This window comes from Sphingobacterium sp. UBA6320, from assembly GCF_002440335.1.
GTDB lineage: Bacteria > Bacteroidota > Bacteroidia > Sphingobacteriales > Sphingobacteriaceae > Sphingobacterium.
This window is the reverse complement of sequence record NZ_DJTA01000015.1, coordinates 1-19,647: the sequence shown is the minus strand read 5'-3', so window position 1 is coordinate 19,647 and position 19,647 is coordinate 1. Positions and strand designations below refer to the sequence as shown.

General features: G+C 39.0%; 13 protein-coding genes. 6 read left to right on the top strand and 7 right to left on the bottom strand.

Translation table 11 applies throughout. From position 1 onward, the window contains the following. Nucleotides 1-76: 76 nt before the first annotated feature. The 4 genes from B3P23_RS09320 (at nt 77) to B3P23_RS09305 (ending at nt 2,095) form a co-directional block, all read left to right on the top strand. Nucleotides 77-235, top strand: a complete 159-nt coding sequence (locus B3P23_RS09320) for a hypothetical protein (RefSeq protein WP_293925492.1) — start codon at nt 77-79, stop codon at nt 233-235. A 60-nt stretch (nt 236-295) separates the two neighbouring features. Further along, entirely contained in the window at nt 296-685 is a 390-nt protein-coding gene (locus B3P23_RS09315; RefSeq protein ID WP_293925491.1) for a response regulator, read from the top strand. 4 nt (nt 686-689) lie between these two features. Beyond that, nucleotides 690-1,511, top strand: a complete 822-nt coding sequence (locus B3P23_RS09310) for a helix-turn-helix domain-containing protein (RefSeq protein WP_293925490.1) — start codon at nt 690-692, stop codon at nt 1,509-1,511. A 137-nt stretch (nt 1,512-1,648) separates the two neighbouring features. Next, nucleotides 1,649-2,095, top strand: a complete 447-nt coding sequence (locus tag B3P23_RS09305; protein WP_293925489.1) for a hypothetical protein — start codon at nt 1,649-1,651, stop codon at nt 2,093-2,095. 303 nt (nt 2,096-2,398) lie between these two features. Here the strand turns inward: B3P23_RS09305 and B3P23_RS09300 are convergent, their stop codons facing one another. From B3P23_RS09300 to B3P23_RS09280, 5 genes are all read right to left on the bottom strand, one after another. Further along, on the bottom strand, nt 2,399-3,631 hold the full coding sequence (locus B3P23_RS09300) for a hypothetical protein (RefSeq protein ID WP_293925488.1): 1,233 nt from the start codon (nt 3,629-3,631) through the stop codon (nt 2,399-2,401). Between the two features lie 10 nt (nt 3,632-3,641). Further along, nucleotides 3,642-4,883: a DUF4998 domain-containing protein gene (locus B3P23_RS09295; protein WP_293925487.1), complete on the bottom strand. Its 1,242-nt coding sequence runs from the start codon at nt 4,881-4,883 to the stop codon at nt 3,642-3,644. A 33-nt stretch (nt 4,884-4,916) separates the two neighbouring features. Next, entirely contained in the window at nt 4,917-6,113 is a 1,197-nt protein-coding gene (locus B3P23_RS09290; protein WP_293925486.1) for a DUF5000 domain-containing lipoprotein, read from the bottom strand. A gap of 39 nt (nt 6,114-6,152) precedes the next feature. Further along, nucleotides 6,153-8,081 (bottom strand): RagB/SusD family nutrient uptake outer membrane protein, encoded by a 1,929-nt coding sequence (locus B3P23_RS09285; RefSeq protein ID WP_248755423.1) that lies wholly within the window; start codon nt 8,079-8,081, stop codon nt 6,153-6,155. Between the two features lie 118 nt (nt 8,082-8,199). Continuing rightward, the gene (locus B3P23_RS09280; RefSeq protein ID WP_293925485.1) at nt 8,200-11,403 is read right to left on the bottom strand and encodes a SusC/RagA family TonB-linked outer membrane protein; all 3,204 of its coding nucleotides are present in this window, start codon (nt 11,401-11,403) and stop codon (nt 8,200-8,202) included. A 334-nt stretch (nt 11,404-11,737) separates the two neighbouring features. Between B3P23_RS09280 and B3P23_RS09275 the strand changes: the two genes are divergently transcribed. Further along, nucleotides 11,738-15,838 carry a hybrid sensor histidine kinase/response regulator transcription factor gene (locus B3P23_RS09275; RefSeq protein WP_293925484.1) on the top strand — a complete coding sequence of 1,367 codons (4,101 nt, stop codon included), beginning with the start codon at nt 11,738-11,740 and terminating at the stop codon, nt 15,836-15,838. Between the two features lie 235 nt (nt 15,839-16,073). After that, the gene (locus B3P23_RS09270; RefSeq protein WP_293925483.1) at nt 16,074-17,168 is read left to right on the top strand and encodes a PAS domain-containing sensor histidine kinase; all 1,095 of its coding nucleotides are present in this window, start codon (nt 16,074-16,076) and stop codon (nt 17,166-17,168) included. Nucleotides 17,169-17,433: 265 nt separating this feature from the next. Here B3P23_RS09270 and B3P23_RS09265 read toward each other — a convergent pair whose 3' ends face one another. Beyond that, nucleotides 17,434-19,254, bottom strand: a complete 1,821-nt coding sequence (locus tag B3P23_RS09265; protein WP_293925482.1) for a hypothetical protein — start codon at nt 19,252-19,254, stop codon at nt 17,434-17,436. Between the two features lie 34 nt (nt 19,255-19,288). Next, entirely contained in the window at nt 19,289-19,453 is a 165-nt protein-coding gene (locus tag B3P23_RS09260) for a hypothetical protein (protein WP_293925481.1), read from the bottom strand. Between the last annotated feature and the right edge of the window lie 194 nt (nt 19,454-19,647).

Sequence of the window (19,647 nt, the reverse complement as noted above, 5' to 3'; positions counted from 1 at the left end):
AATTAATGATTTAAATATTTTTTTAAGTCTGAATTAGACTACATTTTATATTTTATTTGGCTTAAAAAGAAAAAATATGAACCAAGATAATAAGCGAAAAAAAAAGTACATCCAACCAAAAATTGAAATGATACTGATAGAAATGGAAAACTGCCTAGCAGCAGGACCAATTTGTTTATTTCCTGTTAGCAGTCATGAAAATAAGAATTTAATTGAGTTAAAAATAATTAAATAAAAATAACTAAAATTTTATTAAAAAGTAGTCTAGAGACTGCAGTTTATTAATATAATAGCCATGGAGCCCAAACTTAAACTTGTTTTTGCAGATGACTGTGTTTTCCAACAAGCTATGATGAAATTGCTGATCAAAAGAATGGAGATTTTTGATCTTTATTTTACCTGCAATGATGGTGCAGAATTGATCGAAAAACTTGCTGACGCTGAGGTGCTTCCTGAAATTTGCATATTGGACCTCCATATGCCCAATATGGGGGGGATAAGCACTGCTCGTGAAATAGGTGTTAGATTTCCAGAAATCAAAATCTTTGGTTATACAGCCAGTGCAGATGATGAAGAGATTGAAGATTTTAAGCGGCATGGTGCATCTCATGTATTTTCTAAAACAGATCCTGCAGCCATGTTAATCCAAATTAAAACAATCCTTAAACCAGCATTTACACGATAATAATATGAATGTGCCCCCTACTGAATTCAAACTGTTTCCATTAAGTGATTGGAATCGTGAACAGGTTTTTTATTGGTATAAGCCTGTTGATTTTTTTAGTATTGTGAGAGCTTTTGAGCCTTTAGAAATTTCAACTGGAATAGAACAATATAGAGTTGGTCGAGATAAAATGGCGTTTATCGGTTCAGGAAAAGAATATGATATCACTCAAAGTGTAATGGCTAAAGGGTATATCATCACTTTTACAGCTGCTTTCTACGAAAAATCAATTTCTGATTCTGTACTTCTCAATTCGGAATTATTTTTTGATGCTTTTCAATCGGTGCAGATTACAGACACTCTTGGAGATGAGGAAGATTTTATGAAGCTGATCAGCCGTACAGAAAATCTTGTCCATGATGTATCGGATCTTGTGATCCACAATTGTATTGAGTCGTTGTTATTGGAGGGTATGCAGCATATTAAATTCAACTCCTGCTTGCTGGACTACGGGGCAGTTCCAATACGTGGAATGGTAAATGCTTTTTCTATTTTGGTACATAAGCACTTTAAAGAGCAGACCAATGTTCAGTTTTATGCGGAAAAACTGAACGTTACTCCTCGAAAATTAACAGAAATGTGTTTAGCTATATGGGGGAAAACCGCAAAATCAGCGATTTCCGATATCGTACTGAAGGAGGCTTTACGTTATATTAAATATACCGATCTATCGATCTCACAGATTGCTTATGAGATGGGATTTACGGATGAATCCAATTTTAGGCATTTTGTAAAGAAATGTACTGGGAATATTCCGATGAGCTATCGACAGATATACGCACTTTGACGCTGTTATATTTAACATGAGGAATGCTTTTTTTTACAGACTTAGCTTGATCGCTATTTTTTAACTTTATCCATTACACTGGACTATCACCTTAATGATAATATTGACCCTATCATCCTATGAAAAAATATTTGTGCTTGTGTTTATATATTGGGGCAAGCTATCTGCTCTTTGGTGTTGTAGAAACTAAAGCGCAGATAGCGAGCACAGCACTTTCCATCACTCTACGTCCTTTCTTATCACTAAGTGTGAATCCAGTGTATAATAGAGAAATTGATGCAAGCAAGACCGAAATGCTTGCTCAAGGATCGTATTCCTATCATCAATCCTTTGAACATGTAGCGGTTGGTTCAAATGAAGCATTTGAGATTCGGGTCGATCATATAAATCTTCCTAATAATCATTCAATAAGTCTCGATGTACAGCTCATAAGGAACTGGGATAATATTGGCGTTGATACACTTTTTTGTAAAAAGGTTGGTTTAAAGGTTCTCGAGGCTAAGTCTGCTGTGAAATTAGTAAATGAGAAATCGAATGACATCGCAACAATAGCAATTTTTAAATATACTTTAACAGCTTTATAAGCATATAATAGTATATCTATAGATAAATTTGGCTTGGACTTGTTAATTTATTTAAATAAGAAATGGGACGAAATCCCTTCGTCCCATTATTCTAACATTATTGAAGAACAATTATTTTTAATAATAACTGTTACTCAAAGATAACTACACTTTGTAGTCTTTGTTCTGTTAAAAATGGTGGATTTCATGTGTAAAAAACTTGTACATATGTATTAGTTTAAGATTGCATAGCCCCGCTCTGCAGACTGAGGTTTTGCAATCTTAAACTGGATTTTCTTATTGATTTAATTCTTTAGGTATTAATCATGGTGCATAACTTCCGCTATGGCTGGTCATACCATCTTTACGCATGGCTTCAATAATCAAACAGTTATATACGTAGTCCCAACTTGAACTGACCTCGGAATTTTGATTCAGACCATATGGCCACCAATGTTGACTGTCGCCACTTAAGACCGCATTTTGATCCGAATTGATCAATTTTAACATATTATTTCCATTGGTCAATTGATACTTTCCAGCACTTATTGCTTGCTGTGACCACCAGCTTGTTGTACCTGTTCCAAATGTATGATTCATTTCATGTAGCATTGTACGGATATTTTGATAAGAGGTATTTGATCCAAATCGCATCCATCCTTCATTATTGGCATCAGCGGTAGCTACCCCAGGTACATAATTGAGGTATACATGCTTAGTCGCTGATGTATATTGATTCGCATACCAAACGGCACTGTCAATCGCAACCTGCAGGCGGGAGTAGGCTGCGAGTTCTTCAGCTGTAGGACTGCTTGCTTTGTTGAATGTATACGTGACGTTCCCTGTCTTAATCGTTCGAAAGGGAATATTGGTTCCGTAGCTCACTCCGGTTTCATTGATCGCATATGCCCGAAGATGATAATTGGTCTGTGGAGTTAAGTTTGATAATCCGATTCTAAATTTGCCGACACCGTTTGTTCCATGTGCAGCCTTGTTTTGCGCTATTGTCGGATTTTCTGCTGTTCCCCAACAAACACCACGCTCCGTTACTGCTCCGCCGCCACTGCTCAAAATTTCCACGTCATAATAAGCTCGTGATGAACCGATAATAAACATCGGTGTTTGGGCAAAATTGACAGATTGTATATCTGCCGTTTTTAAAATTACCTGATCTCCGTACGTCACTCCACCTTTGTTTTTTGCATAAGGTCGGATGTAATAGGTGGTAGACTGTACAAGGGAGTTGAGCTGAACGCTGAATTCTCCTGATCCTTTGCTGACTGTTGCTTCGTGAGGATTATTTTCAATCGTGGGATTGGGACTCGTGCTCCAGCAGACACCTCGACTGGTGACGAGCGCTCCGCCTTTATGGGACACCATTCCTTTAACCATTGCTCCTGAGGTGGTGATATTGGAAAATGCTAATTTTCCCAAACTGGGCAGAGCAATTCCTTCCGAATTTTCGATTGGCTTTACGGGTAACATATCGGATGTTGATTTGGCGCATGCCTGCAGGGTCAAACCGAGCATAAGCAGATAGAAATATCTTTTTTTCATATTTTCTTTTTTATTGTAAAACTTCAAAAGTCATATTACCTGTTATCTTGATGTATGATCCATCACTCGCTGTTCCAGGCATGTTGCCCAATAGTCCGATAGTGACGGCACTTGCTTCAGACAAATTAAATTCCAATACGGCCTGGGTTCCTGAAATAACCTGATAACCCAAACTTTGAACAGCTAAATGAGCTTGATCAGGTAATTGGGTTCCTTTAGCAGCAACTAAATGTACTGTTCCTGCAGCTCCTTTGTCTAGTTTTGTAATGGTAAACCGATATTTTCCAGGTTGAAGGTTGGTCGTTTGATACATTTTTCCATTGACAATCGGAGCTAAGTTTGGCGATGGTGTAGCCCATTGCCACCATCCTGCTTCGAGGGATAAACAAGCTTGGTTGGAGCGTATCTCTATACCTCCATAGAACTTATTGTCGGTATGTTTAAAGTTTTTTGCGGCATCATTCAATAACCAGTCTGCTGGAGTTCCCCATCTGCTTCCTGCCATGGCAGAAGTCTGGAATGGGAAATTCATATTTTTGAAGTAAATCTCTTTGGGCACTATCTCTGTGACATAGTTGGTGTAAAATGTATCTACACTTAAGGTATCGGGGACAAATAGAGTACGATAACGGTACGGTTTTCCAGGAAGATAGTTTTTTAATATGCTTTCACCGATATGGATCGAATCACGTTGTATGACCAGCTTTCCTGCCGTATTGGTATACTCAACTTCTGTAAATGTTGCTCCACTGGTCAAATCGATACCGCCCCAAGAAATGGTCGTTTTTTGATCGCCGGCAAAATAGCCGGTCGTGTAGTAAGGGCGATTGAGTAATCCAGATCCATACCTTTCGCCATAGGAAATTCCTGTTTTAAAAACGCTGAGTGATTTATTGCCTTGTCCATCAAAGGTGATAAATTCAAAATTATGTACCCCTTCTCGGATGGGTAACGATAACTTTAACGTATCTACACCCTGAGTTCTATTGATGTTGAGCTCGGCGGAGTCCTGTCGATTGTCCCAATAGACTTTTAATCGTTCGATTTTTGGATCAGCCATAAATAGACCGGTAATATATACCCGCTCTTTTCCAGAATAAACTTTTATTGAATCTATTTTTCCAGTGTAGCTTATTTCTCCGTCCTTTAGATATTTTTTATAATCATCACTTTTTGAGCAGCTGAAAAGATGAAGTAGCGCCACGCCAAACAGCATGCTCTTACCTATTATTTTAATGAGTTGTGTTTTCATAATTTTTGTCTTAAAAATAAATGGTGGTCCTCGTTAGCGAGGGTCTCCATATACCTGAACTTCTGCAATTGCCATAAATGAAGAACCTTGCCAGTTTTTTGAAGTTTTTATCCGCAGATAGCGCACCTTTGGAGCACTGACATCAAAATCAAAGCTTAGTCCCGAATTGGCGAGTTGGTAATCTTCATCGGTCTGTTGCCCCATCGGTAATCCTGAAGGTTTTTTGCTTTCAAAGGTTCCTAGTAGTTTCCAGTTATTCCAACTTCCATCCGAAGGTGGGTTGTCTGAACCCCAGATTTCGAAATTTTTTACATTCCCACCATAATAATACATACGGCCATTGTTGGTGTATTCTGGATAATTCCAGATGACGATCCTACTCATTTTTGCTAAGGTTCCTGTATCAAAAGTGATCCATTGAGGACCATTGATCGTGACATCCGTGAGGGAGATATTAGGCCAATTGATGATATCGCCATCCCACATTTTTGATAATCCTGTCGACGCATACTGTTGCTTAGCATCAGTAGGTAAACTGATAGCATTATAACGGGATTTTGGTAATGCGGTTTCAAATAAGGGGGTAATGGTGGTCACCATGGTATCCGTAAAATTCATGTATTTATCGCGTATGGTGATCGCAAATTGTTTTGGATTAGGGGCAAATCCTCTAATGGTTCGATTGATCTGTTTTACAGATGTGTAAATATTGTCTACCGATGGCACCCATTCTCCTAAAGAATCAACCATAACCATAATGGTCAAGTTTTTTTCCTTTTCATTATCTGCAGTTATGCGTATTCCTCCAAAAGCACCAATCGCTTCTAAACTTCGAAAAGTATCCCAGATCGGATTTTCCGATGGAGTAACCGATACGGTTACAGGTGTTGAACTCATTTCGCTACGGTTTACGGTAGAGAGTTTAATATCATGAGGTTTCATATCCGCAAATCCTTCTACAAGCAATGAGTTGTTGTAGTAGGAAGATTTTACCTCCATTTCTTGACCAGAGGCCAAAGTGTAGGTTGCCCGAACGTAAAGCAGATCCTGATCCTTAGGCAGTGTGTAATGGATACGAGCTGCTCCCGGTAAATTTTCGACCTGGACATTGCTTACGGGCTGTGGTGCGGTAGTATTAGTTACCTGAGCTGTTTTAAACTCCTCCTTACAACTACTCAATGCCGCTGTTAGCATCAGTATTGTGAAAATATAAAGTTTTGTTTGTTTCATGTTCTTAATAATCTTGTATCATTGATATTAAAATTAGGGCTACCAACCCAAATTTTGCACCAGTGAAGGGTTTACGGTTAATTCTCCTTGTGCGATCGGCCAAAAGTAATCACGTGGTGCGACAAATGTTTGTGCATATAGCGTGCGTAAGCGGTAGTAATCACTGGTCACCTCTTGGTTAACACTCCATCCTGTGATATTTTGGTTGAAATAATTAACCGCCAATTTCCAACGGCGTAGATCCCAATAGCGCTTTCCTTCAAAGACTAATTCGATCATGCGTTCACGTTGAATAATTTCGCGTAGTCCATCTTTCGTATTTGGTTTGCTGGGATTGGTAGAAAATGAACTCCAAGATTCGACGATACCGGCCAATCCTGCCCGTTCGCGGATGCGATCCAAATAAGTATATACCTCTGGAGATGGTCCATTGGCTTCATTTAAAGCTTCGGCATACATGAGGTAGATATCACTCAAACGGATCGTTGGCCACGGGTATGATTTGTAACTCACACCACTGCTGGCAAAGGCTTGTTCCCAGTTGACTAGTTTTTTTAAGAAATAACCAGTCTCATTGATCCATCCGTGATTATTAGCCCCTGCAGGTTGATTAAGTTTTGCCTGTACATAATAGGTGTCTTCATCGGATAAGCTTTTCGTGTCAAATTTAAACCAGATACCGCCATCAAAACCTAATGATGCATAAAATCGGGCTTCACGGTCATAATTTAGCCTAGCTGTGGTATATCCTTCTTTTATATGAAAGCGTTCTTCATTCTTAGCGGTCCTTAGGGTAAACCTATTGGTAAAGTCTAAGGTCTTATCTTCATTGATCGGGACGCCATTTTTGGTATAAAACATTTCAGCAATTTTGATTGGAGCGCTTAAATGCTGTCTTGCAGTACCGACTACAGCATCTGTGGTGAGCAAAGGCATCGCATCTCGCTGGATATTCCAAGCTTGGTAATTAGGATTTGCCCAGATGTGCTCAGAAGACCAGCGCTCATTGAAACCTAAGTTTATCCCTAATACTTGTGCAGTTTCATCACTCATTTTGAATTGTCCATATTCCGTTTTGCGGAATGGGAAAAATGCAATACCTGCAGATTCAGCTGATGCAATTGCGTCTTTGGCTGCTTCGGCAGCACGTGTCCATTTGGAAGCATCGTACACGGGATTAAAAAGAGGTTCTCCATCTTTGTTACTCACCGACTGAAAATCTGCATTACCATTGAATAAGGGACTTGCTGCTGTTAGCAAAACTTCGGCTTTTATCGATTGAATAATAGGCTTGGTGACCCTACCTAATTCAGATGCCTGATCCGAAATAATCAAAGGAACAGCACTGTTTGAAGCTGAATCTAACAAGGATACGATGTAATTCACGGCTTCGTCTACGGGACGTTGTGTTACTCGTACTTCTTGTTGGTTTGCATCCAAAGGAATATTGGTGCGTGCCAAGGGTATAGGACCATATTGACGCATCAAAAGATAGTGGTAGTATGCCTTTAGGAACATCACTTCCCCAATCCATCTCGAGCGGTCTTCACTGGATAAATCGGGTACTTTTGATGGATTGGAAACATTTTCTAAAAAAATATTGCAATCACGTATAGCGGTCCACATTCCGCTTCGCCAGATATCTACCAAGGGGTCATTTACATTTTGTCCTCCACGTGCAATACGCCAATTATTCGCAGGATAGATCTCGCGCTGCGCTACAGGAATCCATACTTCATCGCCTGCTAAAAAACCGGTATTGCTCTGTGCATCGGCATTATTTGGTAGCCATGCATAGCATGTAAATAAGAATTTTTCAGCTTCGTTGCGTAATGAAAACGCATTGTCTATAGTCGCAACATTGTCGGGAACGACATCAATATAATCTGCACATGCGGAAAAACCGATGGTACTTACGGATAGATATATGAGGTACCGTTTTATCTTTTTTATCTTTAAATTTTTCATTTGGATAATTTTTTATAAATAATCATGAGTTGCTTGTTGGCAATCGATATGATTCCGCAGGGTTCAACTAACAGGATACCATGCCGCATTTCATGAGTGTTTCATCATTTTGTAATGTTTAAAAACCAAGCTGCAAGCCAATATTATAAGTGGCTTGAATCGGATAACCGATACCTCGTCCCCCCATCTCTACGTCCCACATTTTAAAAGAACTGATCGCGAATAGATTCATTCCATTGGCATAAATCCGTAGATTTTTTGCTTTCAGTCTATTCATTAAACTTTCTTTGAAGGTATAGCCGATTTCAACAGTTTTTAATCTTAAGAATGATCCATTGCGCATCCACCACGTCGATCTTTGGTTGTTGTTGGTAATAATATTTTCACTTAATCTTGGCCAGAAGGCATATAGATCTCGGTTTTCTTCACTCCAGTAACTATCAGCAATCACGTTTAGAAGTCCATTTTGAGAACCTCCGTTGAGATAGAAAGGGGAGATGTTTTCAGGATTGATAAAGAATGAAGATCTTGCAGAACCTTGAAAATAGAAGCTAAAATCTAGACCTTTACCGCCCACTGTGCCTCCAAACCCATAAATCAGTTCGGGTGTGGTTGGGTACCCAATCGCTACACGATCCAGGTCGGTAATTTGGCCATCGCCATTGATATCTCTGTATTTGATATCACCCCCTAAATAATCAATACCAGGTTTACCAAATTGGACAGGAGAATTTAACACTTCTTGATCATCCACAAAAAGTCTTTCAGCGATGTATCCGAACTCTTGTGAGGCTGAGGTTCCGACGGTATAGCGTCCGGGCTCTTGATAAGCTGGTTCATCAACGATTAAGCGTTTACTGACGGCATAGGTTAATGTGCTTCTTCCCTGAAGGTACCAGCCGTTCATGAAGTTTTTATTATAGCTCAATGTGAGATCCACACCCTTGCTTTCTGCTTTATTGGTATTGGCTACGATAGGGGCTCTTAAGCCCATTGTGCTAGGAATATAAGACCGATTGGTGAGAATGTTGCTACGGATTTGTTTGTATATATCGATGTTTAATTCAATAGCATTAAATAGATTCAGATCCATACCCAAGTTGGTTTGGCGAGATCGCTCCCAGGTGATGGCTTCATTGGCATATCGGTTGATTGCAATAGTCGGTCTCTGATATCCCCCCAATTCTCCGAACGAAATTTCACCGGCATTCATGTTGACTTCTGAAAGATAGAAAAAACGGTCCTGTGCTCGACCGATTTGATCATTTCCGGAATATCCATGGGTGGCCCTTAATTTGAATTTATTGACCACTTCGCGTAGCGGTTCAAAAAACGACTCATTGGAGATATTATAAGATACACCAAATGAAGGGAAGAAACCCATACGTCTTGCTTTTGCAAATCGCTCAGATCCATTATAACCGAAGTTAAATTCGGCAATGTAGCGATCATCAAAATTATAGGTAAATCTACCCGAAAGACCGATATTACGAGCCGGTAAAGATAATTGTAACGAACCAGCATTACCACTCAATGAGTTTTGAATTAATCCAATGAGTGTACCGCCAACATTGTGTTTGCCAAATCCACGATTGTAATTGGCAATAGCATGGGCATAAAACATCGAATTGACCTCTTTGGCAGACTCTGAGTAATCGAGATATTCTGTTCCTACAGGGCCTATTGAACCTTGAGATCCATCGTTCATGACACGCAGTGATAGGTCGCCATCAGCATTTGATGTTGCGGAGTAATAAAATGGATTGTACCTTCTGCTCACTTCAAAATATGCATAGCGTTTTAAGTAGGTCATAGCGGTTAAGTTTAGACCTGGTACGATAGCACTTAGGTCTTGACGTAATTCAATTTGAGGCATAATGGTCGAGGTATTGAATTCCTGATATCCACGTACCATTTCCGCATAAGGATTGACAAACAGTCCTCCGTTGCGATTTAATGCATTGCCAAATAGCGGATGGTTCATATAAGGCATATATGAAGATGGATATAGCGCGGGAAACATCACAGGGTTTGACCATATTGCACGTCTAAAGGTGACCGCACCACCATTGATACGGTTATTATTCTCGTCCAAACCACCAATAGGACCATTGTAATCATCAAACTGGGCGTAGACACGCACAATTCCCGTTGTGGTCGGTGTAAAATTGATATCGACATTGGAACGGACGGAGTAATTTTTCAGCTTAATATTATTATTAAAATTGTTGATGCCATCAACTTTCAGAATCCCGTTGTCGATATTGTAAGTTCCGGCTAAGTAGTACCTTGCTTTTGCACCACCACCTGAAATATTTAAATTGTTTCGTTGATTGAGTGTGTAATCTTTGATCAGCTGATCGATCCAGTTATTATTGGGATAAAATAGCGGATTATCTCCAGCGCGTGTATGATCGATTTTACTTTGCCAATACGGCAACCCCTGACCGCTCGAAGCATCTGCAGGTCGTGTCAGATAAGCTTCATTGGCCATTTCCATATAGCGAATATTATCCGCAAACTGAAAATTTCTGGTGTTGGTGGAAATGTTGTTTTCTGTTCGAAATTCAAACTTTGTTTTTCCATCTGTACCTAATTTGGTCGTAATCAATACGACTCCATTTGCACCGCGAGCACCATACATGGCAGCAGCATTTGCATCACGCAGAACTGAAAAGCTGGAAATATCGTCTGGTTGCAAGCGGGCCATATCGGTTGGGGATGATTCGACATTATCGATCAAAATCAGCGGATCTTGTTTACCGGTACCAAATGTCCCCAGGCCTCTGATGAAAAAGTTGGCATTATCAGATCCTGGTTCTCCGCTGCGCTGAAAAGCAATCATACCAGCTACACGTCCTGCTAGCATGGTCGTCAAGTTACTGGTTGGCCCCTTTAATTCTTTTGGATTGATGGTCGTCACTGATCCTACAACGGAGGTTCTTTTTTCCCGTTGTCCAAAACCCGTAACAACGACATCTTCTATCACATTTTCATTCATCTGGAGTATGACATCCAGTAAGATCATATTATCGGATTCCACTTTTTTTTCCGCTAATGCGATCTCTTGGCGGGCATATCCCACACTTGTAAAAACCAGGGTTGCATTTTTACTGGTACTTATAGCATACATTCCCCGTGCATCTGTAAGAATTTTTGATTCGCTACCTAGGACTCCTACTGTAACCCCTTGAATTGGGACGCCACTACCCGATACCTTTCCGGTCACGCGGACTTGTTGAGCTGTGGCAACATAGCAGCTTACCGTCATTAGAAATATCCAAATTCCAAGACGCTTTTTAAGCACTTTACCTCTTTTCATTAATAATTAGTTTGGTTATAAATTGGTGAGTATTTTTACTCGATATACAATTATCGCAACTATCTTTTGAATAGATTGGGGGGGATTTGGTCAAAAATAAGGGGGGAAATCAGCATAATTGGATTGCTGAGATTTTAATCAAAAGTTTCTATCAATCACAATTTTAAGTGCTAAATGGTTTTTTGGCGTGGTTAGTTGACAAAAGTGGCTTATTTTTATCAAGATGAGATCAAATTCATTTTGTGAATATTAAATGTTAATTTAACACTTGTAAAAAGTCTGCTTTTTACATAGATTTATAGCTATCTAACCAATCATTTTACCGCCAATAATTATGAGGAACAACCTATCATGCCTTCTTGTTTTTTTATTGCTATGCTTTGATGCGCGTGCGCAGTCGTCCATCGCATATTTGGGGATCGATCATGGCCTGTCTAATGATTTTGTGACCGATATCTACCAAGATCAAGATGGATTTATGTGGTTTGGAACTTTTAATGGACTCAATCGTTTTGATGGCTATGAATTTAAGGTTTTTAGAAATAATCCATTAGAAAATAAATCGCTTCCCGACAATCGCATTACGGATATTCTTGAAGATCAAAGGGGTCTTCTTTATATTGCAACCAAGGGCGGAATGTGTGTTTTGGACATGGATCGTAATCATTTTACCCGGATAGATCTAGTTCGGGAAAATTCTGAATTGCAACCGATAGATTTCTCCATCCATCAGCTGGAGAAAGATAACCATGGTCAAATCTTCGCCGCTTCCGGGAAAGCGGGTCTATTGTCGATTACGAAAACAGGAACAGGTCTCACAGCACATACTGTCCCTTTATATATTTCAGGAAGAGTGAGTGATCAGGAGTACAGTGTCAGTTCGATCTGTAAAACTTTTGATGGAAGCTTAATGCTGATGGTACAGGGGGTAGGCTTAGCCATGTATGATCGTAAAAATAACTGCATTCAAGTTCTTGTACAGGGAGATTTTAATGCGACATTGATGACTGCGTCAAGCGATGGAGTGATATGGTTTTCAAACAGTTGGGCAGTTACCAGTTATGATCTGCAAACTAAAGCCTTTCAGTATTATAGTTCACAAAATGGCCTAACCAATAAAAGGATTGTGAATCTTTATTTTGGTCAGGACCGTAAAATCTGGGTATGTACCGATGGAGATGGTATACAAAAGATTAATATGGATACCAAAAAAATCGAAAAGAATACGGGTTTTGATGAAAAAAAACTAACCAGTACTGCTGTTATTGCTATCTACGAAGATGCTCAGCGTCGGAAATGGTTAGGAACGATTCGTGGTGGAGTGAATGTGATCGATCCTCGTAAGGGTAAGTTTCAATTAGTAAAGCATAATTTATTGGACAGGCAGGTAAGCCCTCGGGATTTTATTTCTGTGTTGGAACAAGCAGATGGTGATCATATATGGGTCGGTACGGATGGTTCTGGTCTGTTGAAGTGGAATTTAAAACAACAAGCATTTGTACAGTACCCCATGACCTCCCGATTGCTTCTTGAGCGCGCGTTTGTCACGGGGCTTATTCAGGATGAGAACAATCAATTATGGATTGGGACCTATGATGCTGGTATTTTTAAGTTGGATATGGCTAGCGGTCAGGTCAAGTCCTATACCTGTTATTATCCCAATACGGAATATGTCAATTCAGCAGCTTGGCGTTTGTTTAAAGATAGCCGAAAGCGAATCTGGGCATCGACTTTGGGAGGGGGAGAGGTCTATCTTTTTGATGCGATGGAAGATCAGTTTAAACCTTTAAACTTGCCCATATATGATGTACTTACTTTTTTTGAGGAAAAGGAAGATGTTCTTTGGATGGGATCTTGGTCTGAATTGATCCGCTTGGACCTGCAAACCAGACGTTTTAAAAAATATGCAGTGGGCACACCTGTCCGTTTTATTAAGCAGGCAGATCGTCATCATTTATGGGTAGGTACGGAAGGGGGAGGATTATTATACTTTAATGCAGTGACGGGTCAATCTAAAAAATATACCGAAAAAGAAGGATTGCCAAGCAATACTTTATTAAATGCATTAAATGATGATTTTGGCAATTTGTGGATATCCACTTATCATGGACTTTCAAAATTTGATACCAAAACGCGTTCATTCCAAAATTTCTATAAATCTGATGGATTGCAGAGCAATCAATTTAATTATAATGCGGCGCTGAAATTGTCAGACGGACATTTGGTGTTTGGAGGTATTCGGGGTTTCAATTTGTTTCAGCCGCGTGACCTATTAGTTCATGCAGTCTTTTCGCCACTGAGACTGACGCAACTCCAGATCAATAATAATCCCTATGGTATTGATAACCGTTATGGTACAGATCCTCTCAATGCCATTAACAACTTGACAATTCCTTATAATCAGGCGGTATTATCTTTTTCCTTTGCCGCATTAGATTATAGTTTTTCTGATCGGATTAAATATGCTTATTTTCTTGAAGGTTGGGACAAGGATTGGAACTATGTGGATAAACAGCGATCAGCTTACTATTCGCATCTTAAAGAAGGAACCTATACTTTAAGAATTAAATCGACGGATGCAAATGGTGATTGGAACCCGACTGAACGTACTATTGTGATTCAGATCTTACCGCCATGGTGGCGTACAGGCTGGGCTTATACAGGCTATGGGATGTGTGTTGCCGCTGCCCTGTATCTTTATTTTCTGTATGTAAGGCATCGAGCGTTGTTGTTGACCAAATTGAAGACTGCTGAATTTGAACGCGATAAGGAAAATGAACTTACAGAGAAAAAAGTCACATTTTTTACGCATATCGTACACGAAATACGTACGCCGCTTACCCTTATTATAAATCCAATAAAAGAATTACTGAAGGCCAACGAAGATGAGGTAAAAGATTATGACGAGCTTCAGGATGTGTACCGTCATTCCAAACGATTGTTAAATCTGGTGGATAAATTATTACTCTTCAGAAAATCCGAAGGAAACTTTGATGAACTATCTCTTGTTCATTTGGATCTAGTGAGTTTGGTTCAGGAAGTTTTTCTATGTTTTCGGCAAATTGCGCACTCGCGAAAGATCAGCTACACATTGGAAACGGAGATCGAAATTTATCCCTATCATGGAGATCTTGAAAAATTGGAAATCTGTTTTTTTAATCTGCTGCAGAATGCCTTAAAATATACACAAGATGGTGGAATGGTGACCGCACATATTAAAAGTACTGGTCAAGGTATTCGCATTGAAATTTCGGATTCGGGCAAGGGTATTCCGACTTTGTTGAAGGAAGATATCTTTAAGCCATTTCAGCGTGATTTATCCTCTTCCAATACTGTTAGGGAGGGTTTTGGAATAGGCTTGTTTCTAGTCAAAAAATTTGTGGATATCCATCATGGTGAAATCACGTATTACTCCAATCCTGATCGCGGGATGACTTTTTGTGTTGACTTGCCACAGCATGCAATTGTCAATGATCAGGATCAAATTTTGCAAGTTGTCCAGCATGCTTCTTCTTCTTTGGAAGCGATGGAACTAGATCGTCCGATGGTAGGGCAAACCTTAGATACTGAAGTTAACCTTTATAGCGAGGCCTCCGATAGATCAATTGCTCATGAACGCGAGATCATGTTATTGGTGGATGATCATGCTGATATCAGAAATTATCTCTACAAATTGTTTCAAGATCGGTTTCATGTCATACAGGCTGAAAGTGGAGAACAGGCGATAACAATCTTACAAAAAATAGAACCCCATATCATCATTAGTGATATTATGATGGAAGGTGGCTCGGGGATTGATCTATGTCATAAAATAAAGAAAAGTAATCAATGGAGCCATATCCCTTTCATTCTTCTGACAGCAAGTTCTTCATCAGAAATCAAGCTAAAGGGTATTGAAGGAGGGGCAGATGACTACATAACCAAACCTTTTGATAAAGATATGCTGATGGCACGTGTAGACAATCTGATTCAGAATAGGAATCGTCTGCACGAATATTTCCATAGCGAGATCACATTACAGTCCAATGACCATAAAATTCCTGTTGAATATAAAGAGTTTTTGGAAAAGGTGATCCAAGCTGTTGAAGCACACTTGTTGGAAGAAGATTTTACGGTAAAAGTACTGGCTAAAACTATGGGTATGAGCCATTCAAATCTTTATAGACAAATTAAAGCAATATCAGGAAAATCTGCCAATGAATTCATTCGATATATCCGACTTCGTAGGGCCGCACAAATTCTAATTACGACCAAAGCAAATGTCAATGAATCTGCATATCAAGTTGGTTTTCGTGATATTAAACATTTTAGACAACAGTTTACAAAGCTTTTTGGCTGTACACCATCAGAATATCGAAAGCGTTATCCCCATTTAAAGAAGCGTTATGCGATAGATGGACTGATTCCGACTTCCACACTGCAGCAACCAAAGTAAAAATGGGCTGTTGTTTAAGATTGTTTTTTGATCTATTTTTGTATGATATGTTTTGAATTGGAGGTATCTGTACCAACAATAAAAATGCATATGCTACCGCAAGTTGAGATCTGATCGTCTATGATATGTGTCCATGAATATGATGATGGTTTTATGATAAGGGCATGGAAAATGTTTATGCTGTCATACAGCTTTGTTTATATCCGAGTAATTTTTGAATAATTTATATACACCAATGATGGTAAATGATAGCACAATATTGTCTTTACTTAAGCACTCGCCTCTGGCAACGGCTATTTATGACACCCGCGATCTTCATATTGCTTATGCTAATCAGGCCATGCTAGACATGTGGCGCGCGGATGATGCTATCCTTGGCAAAACATTATGTTCATGTTTTCCAAATTTCGAAAAAGAAGGATTTAGTTCTATTTTAAAGAATGTATGGAAGACGGGTATTACTTATCGTGGCCATGCAATGCCTGCCAATATTGTCGATGGTGATAACAAGGTAAAACGTTATTTTGATTTTGAATATCGAGCGATGGTTGATGAAAATGGACTCTGTTATGCCATCTTCCATACCGCTAGTGACGTGACTGATCAAAAACTAGCTTATCATCGAATGGAACGGCAGAGTGAACAGCTTTCTTTTCGTAATAAATTGGATATTTTGGCTAATACACTTTCTCATGATTTGAAAAACCCATTGTCCGTTTTAAAATTAGGGAATGATTTTCTGAGTAAGAATGAAAATATTCCAAAGCAAGTAAGTAAACGATGGTATAAAAACTTTTCGGATTCAATCCAGAATATTGAATCCATTATTAACCAAACCTTACAAATCAATACGGTAAGAGGAACTGAAAATAAGTTGGAAGAAATCCCTATGGATCAAAAAATAGCGGAATGGATCAAAGAAGTGAAAATGAATTTTCCTGATCAACAGATTGAATTCAGATTAGAAAATCTGTACGCTCTGTATGCAGATCTTGGTGCAGTCTATCAAATATTTACTAACCTTATCGGGAATGCGGTTAAATATGCAGACAAAACCGACAAAGCTTACTTAAATATCCATAGTGAAATCATTGATCAAGGAATTGTCTACGTGCTTGAGGATAATGGTATCGGTATTCCAGAGGATGAATTAAATAAAATTTTTCATATGCAGGTAAGGGGGAGTAACACATCGTACAGAAAGGGATCTGGTATAGGGCTATCATTGGTAAAAGACTTAATTGAATTTATGGGAGGCAATATTAATCTCTCGAGTCAACTGGGAAAAGGAACTGTAATCCGTCTGTTTTTTCCACTTTTTGAAAAATAGTAACTGCGTGAAGATAGATTTATATTTTATAAATTTTTTCTGGAATAGAGTATCATAAACTGCTCTTGTATATCATTTGATTTTAATTGAAGCTTTAATATAAGCTAATCCATGGTGCTAGGGAAGTGAAATTGCTTATTCGATTATTTTTACACATCTTGATGTGATAAAGATAGTAAACAAGAGCCATCCTTATAAGTGACGGCTCTTATTTACTTTTTGACAGTTAACTAAACTAATTATTGCCAAGTTCTACACTTCTATCTTAGATAGGGTAAACAGGCATTGGGTTATAACTTGGTTGAGCACTTTTTGCAGCCCAAGTTGCATCACGTACGCAACGTATGTTCATCAATGGTGAGTTGATGACACTTACTGCGCCAAGAAGACCTGCGCTTAAAAGACTTGTTGTTCTATAAGCTTTATAATTACCACCTGTAGTATGTCCTAATTGATATTTCACTCCAAGATTGATAAGAGGAGATCCGATTAAGTTTTCACTTGTCCAAAATGCATTGTAACTACCGTAGGTATTTCCTAAATTAAGTGTGATCAAATTATCTAAAGCCCCTAATGTGTTCATGTAGCCATTGTAGTTAAAGCGTAATCTATTTACAGATGATGTTGCTGCTCCATATGCAGAGTTATTGCCTGCTGTAGGTGTAAGTTCTGAATAGGCTGCAGTTGCTGTTGAATTAGTTACTCGGGCAGCTAATGCATCTTGCACAATAACTAACGCATCGATTCCGGCAACATTGGTTAGGCCAAGATCACCAAGCAATCCACCCAGCACACCTCTAGAGGTTACATTGTCCAATTGTGCACCGGTCGGTATTTTCCATAAACCAGCGGGATAAACTAAGGAACAGGCATCTACAGCAGCATTTGCGCTTGCTAACACGCGCGGACGATGCGCACCAAACGAGAAGTAACTATTTGGATCGTTTGTTTGTGGATTGGTATGGTAGAAACGGTATGGTGTCGGATCGTTTGGTTTATAATATAGATTTGATCTGGACCAGTTGACACCTCCATAAGTTAATGCTGATTCGGTGATACCTACTAAGAAACGGTGATTTTTGCCGCGCTCAGGTGTGATCGATTTGCTTTGTGTAAGTGCTGTAACACCAAAGTCGCGTTCAGTATTATTATCAAGTTGAATCTTTAAATTGGATACCGCAACAGTTAAGTTTTGGGCGGTTTGGTCTGCAGTGTAGTAGTATGCAACTTTTCTGCTGGCATTGCCATCTAAATTGGTAAAATTAACCTCTGTTAATGCAGGTACACCTCCGGTCGGTGCTAATGTCAAAACGCCTGATGTCAGATTAAATGTTGCTGCTTTTGCGCTTTGTCCTGTAACTGCTATAGTTGCAGAATTTATCGGAGCAAACATACCTAAAGTATTGATTTCAATGGCAATTCGAGCGTAAAGACGATTAAAAGTAATGCTTAAGGGAGCTGTATTGCTGTTGATGACAATGTCAGTAGCACCTGAAGTCGCATAAAGAACATCTTTATTCTCTGGCAAAATAAGATTGTTTGAGACATCTGCATCTGGTATAGCATCAGTATTATTGTAGGACAATGCTACCCATTTGTAAGATCCATTAGGGACTTGGATAGGTGTCTCTGCTCCAGGTGTGAATTGCATAGATTTGGTGAACGTGTAGGTGCCACCGTTATTTTTATATAAATATAAGCGATATGTAGTAGTAGATGTCAGGGGCGTAGATGCGGCTTTTAATCCACTTGATGCTCTTAATCCTGCTTGAGAAAGTGTGGTCTCTCCGGCCGAGGGAACGTTATTATCTACTGCAACAATGGCATCGAAACCCTTGGATTGAACTAATTCTACAGAATTAGAGCTGGATTTTTTGCTCGATGTGCTTCCTTTTACATCTTTTGTACTGATGTTTTCACCATCACTGATACCGGAGATGCGGACTACAAGTTGACTACTTCCTTCTGGAATTTCTTGTCCATTTTGGCTATTATCTTTGTTACAGCTAGTAACTGCTAAAGTTCCTAGTGCCAAAAAAGCGGCAAGAGCAAACTTGCTTGCTAAGTTATTATTCATTGTCTTCATAATGTTAAAATTGTTAGTTAGGATAAGTTAATTCTTAAAAGCCATCTACCTCCCAACTACTTCCTCCTGCACCGTCTTCGTCATTAACCGTAGGGGCGCCGGGTTGTGCATTTCCTGATCCTGCAGCAATACCTTGCTCCAGCTCAATTACTAGCTCCTCAATAGTTGGAGCGATGTACATTTTTTTGTTCTTGTTCATAATGTTATTATTTAAATACTTTGTTTATACCATGTTTTATGGTTAAAATAATTTAATATATATTTTTTAATATCTGTTTTTATCTCTTAAATAATGAGTTAAATCCTTTTTTGATTATTAATCAGTATTTTATGATTTATTGTGTTTTTTTTGATTAATTGTAAAAATATAATGGTGCTATTTTTTAGTTTAAT

Excerpts from the sequence above, each read along its gene's own strand:
- B3P23_RS09310 (WP_293925490.1), top strand. The coding sequence starts at position 690 with ATGAATGTGCCCCCTACTGAATTCAAACTGTTTCCATTAAGTGATTGG.
- B3P23_RS09295 (WP_293925487.1), bottom strand. The coding sequence starts at position 4,883 with ATGAAAACACAACTCATTAAAATAATAGGTAAGAGCATGCTGTTTGGC.
- B3P23_RS09270 (WP_293925483.1), top strand. The coding sequence starts at position 16,074 with ATGATGGTAAATGATAGCACAATATTGTCTTTACTTAAGCACTCGCCT.
- B3P23_RS09290 (WP_293925486.1), bottom strand. The coding sequence starts at position 6,113 with ATGAAACAAACAAAACTTTATATTTTCACAATACTGATGCTAACAGCG.
- B3P23_RS09300 (WP_293925488.1), bottom strand. The coding sequence starts at position 3,631 with ATGAAAAAAAGATATTTCTATCTGCTTATGCTCGGTTTGACCCTGCAG.
- B3P23_RS09275 (WP_293925484.1), top strand. The coding sequence starts at position 11,738 with ATGAGGAACAACCTATCATGCCTTCTTGTTTTTTTATTGCTATGCTTT.
- B3P23_RS09265 (WP_293925482.1), bottom strand. The coding sequence starts at position 19,254 with ATGAAGACAATGAATAATAACTTAGCAAGCAAGTTTGCTCTTGCCGCT.
- B3P23_RS09260 (WP_293925481.1), bottom strand. The coding sequence starts at position 19,453 with ATGAACAAGAACAAAAAAATGTACATCGCTCCAACTATTGAGGAGCTA.
- B3P23_RS09315 (WP_293925491.1), top strand. The coding sequence starts at position 296 with ATGGAGCCCAAACTTAAACTTGTTTTTGCAGATGACTGTGTTTTCCAA.
- B3P23_RS09320 (WP_293925492.1), top strand. The coding sequence starts at position 77 with ATGAACCAAGATAATAAGCGAAAAAAAAAGTACATCCAACCAAAAATT.
- B3P23_RS09280 (WP_293925485.1), bottom strand. The coding sequence starts at position 11,403 with ATGAAAAGAGGTAAAGTGCTTAAAAAGCGTCTTGGAATTTGGATATTT.
- B3P23_RS09285 (WP_248755423.1), bottom strand. The coding sequence starts at position 8,081 with ATGAAAAATTTAAAGATAAAAAAGATAAAACGGTACCTCATATATCTA.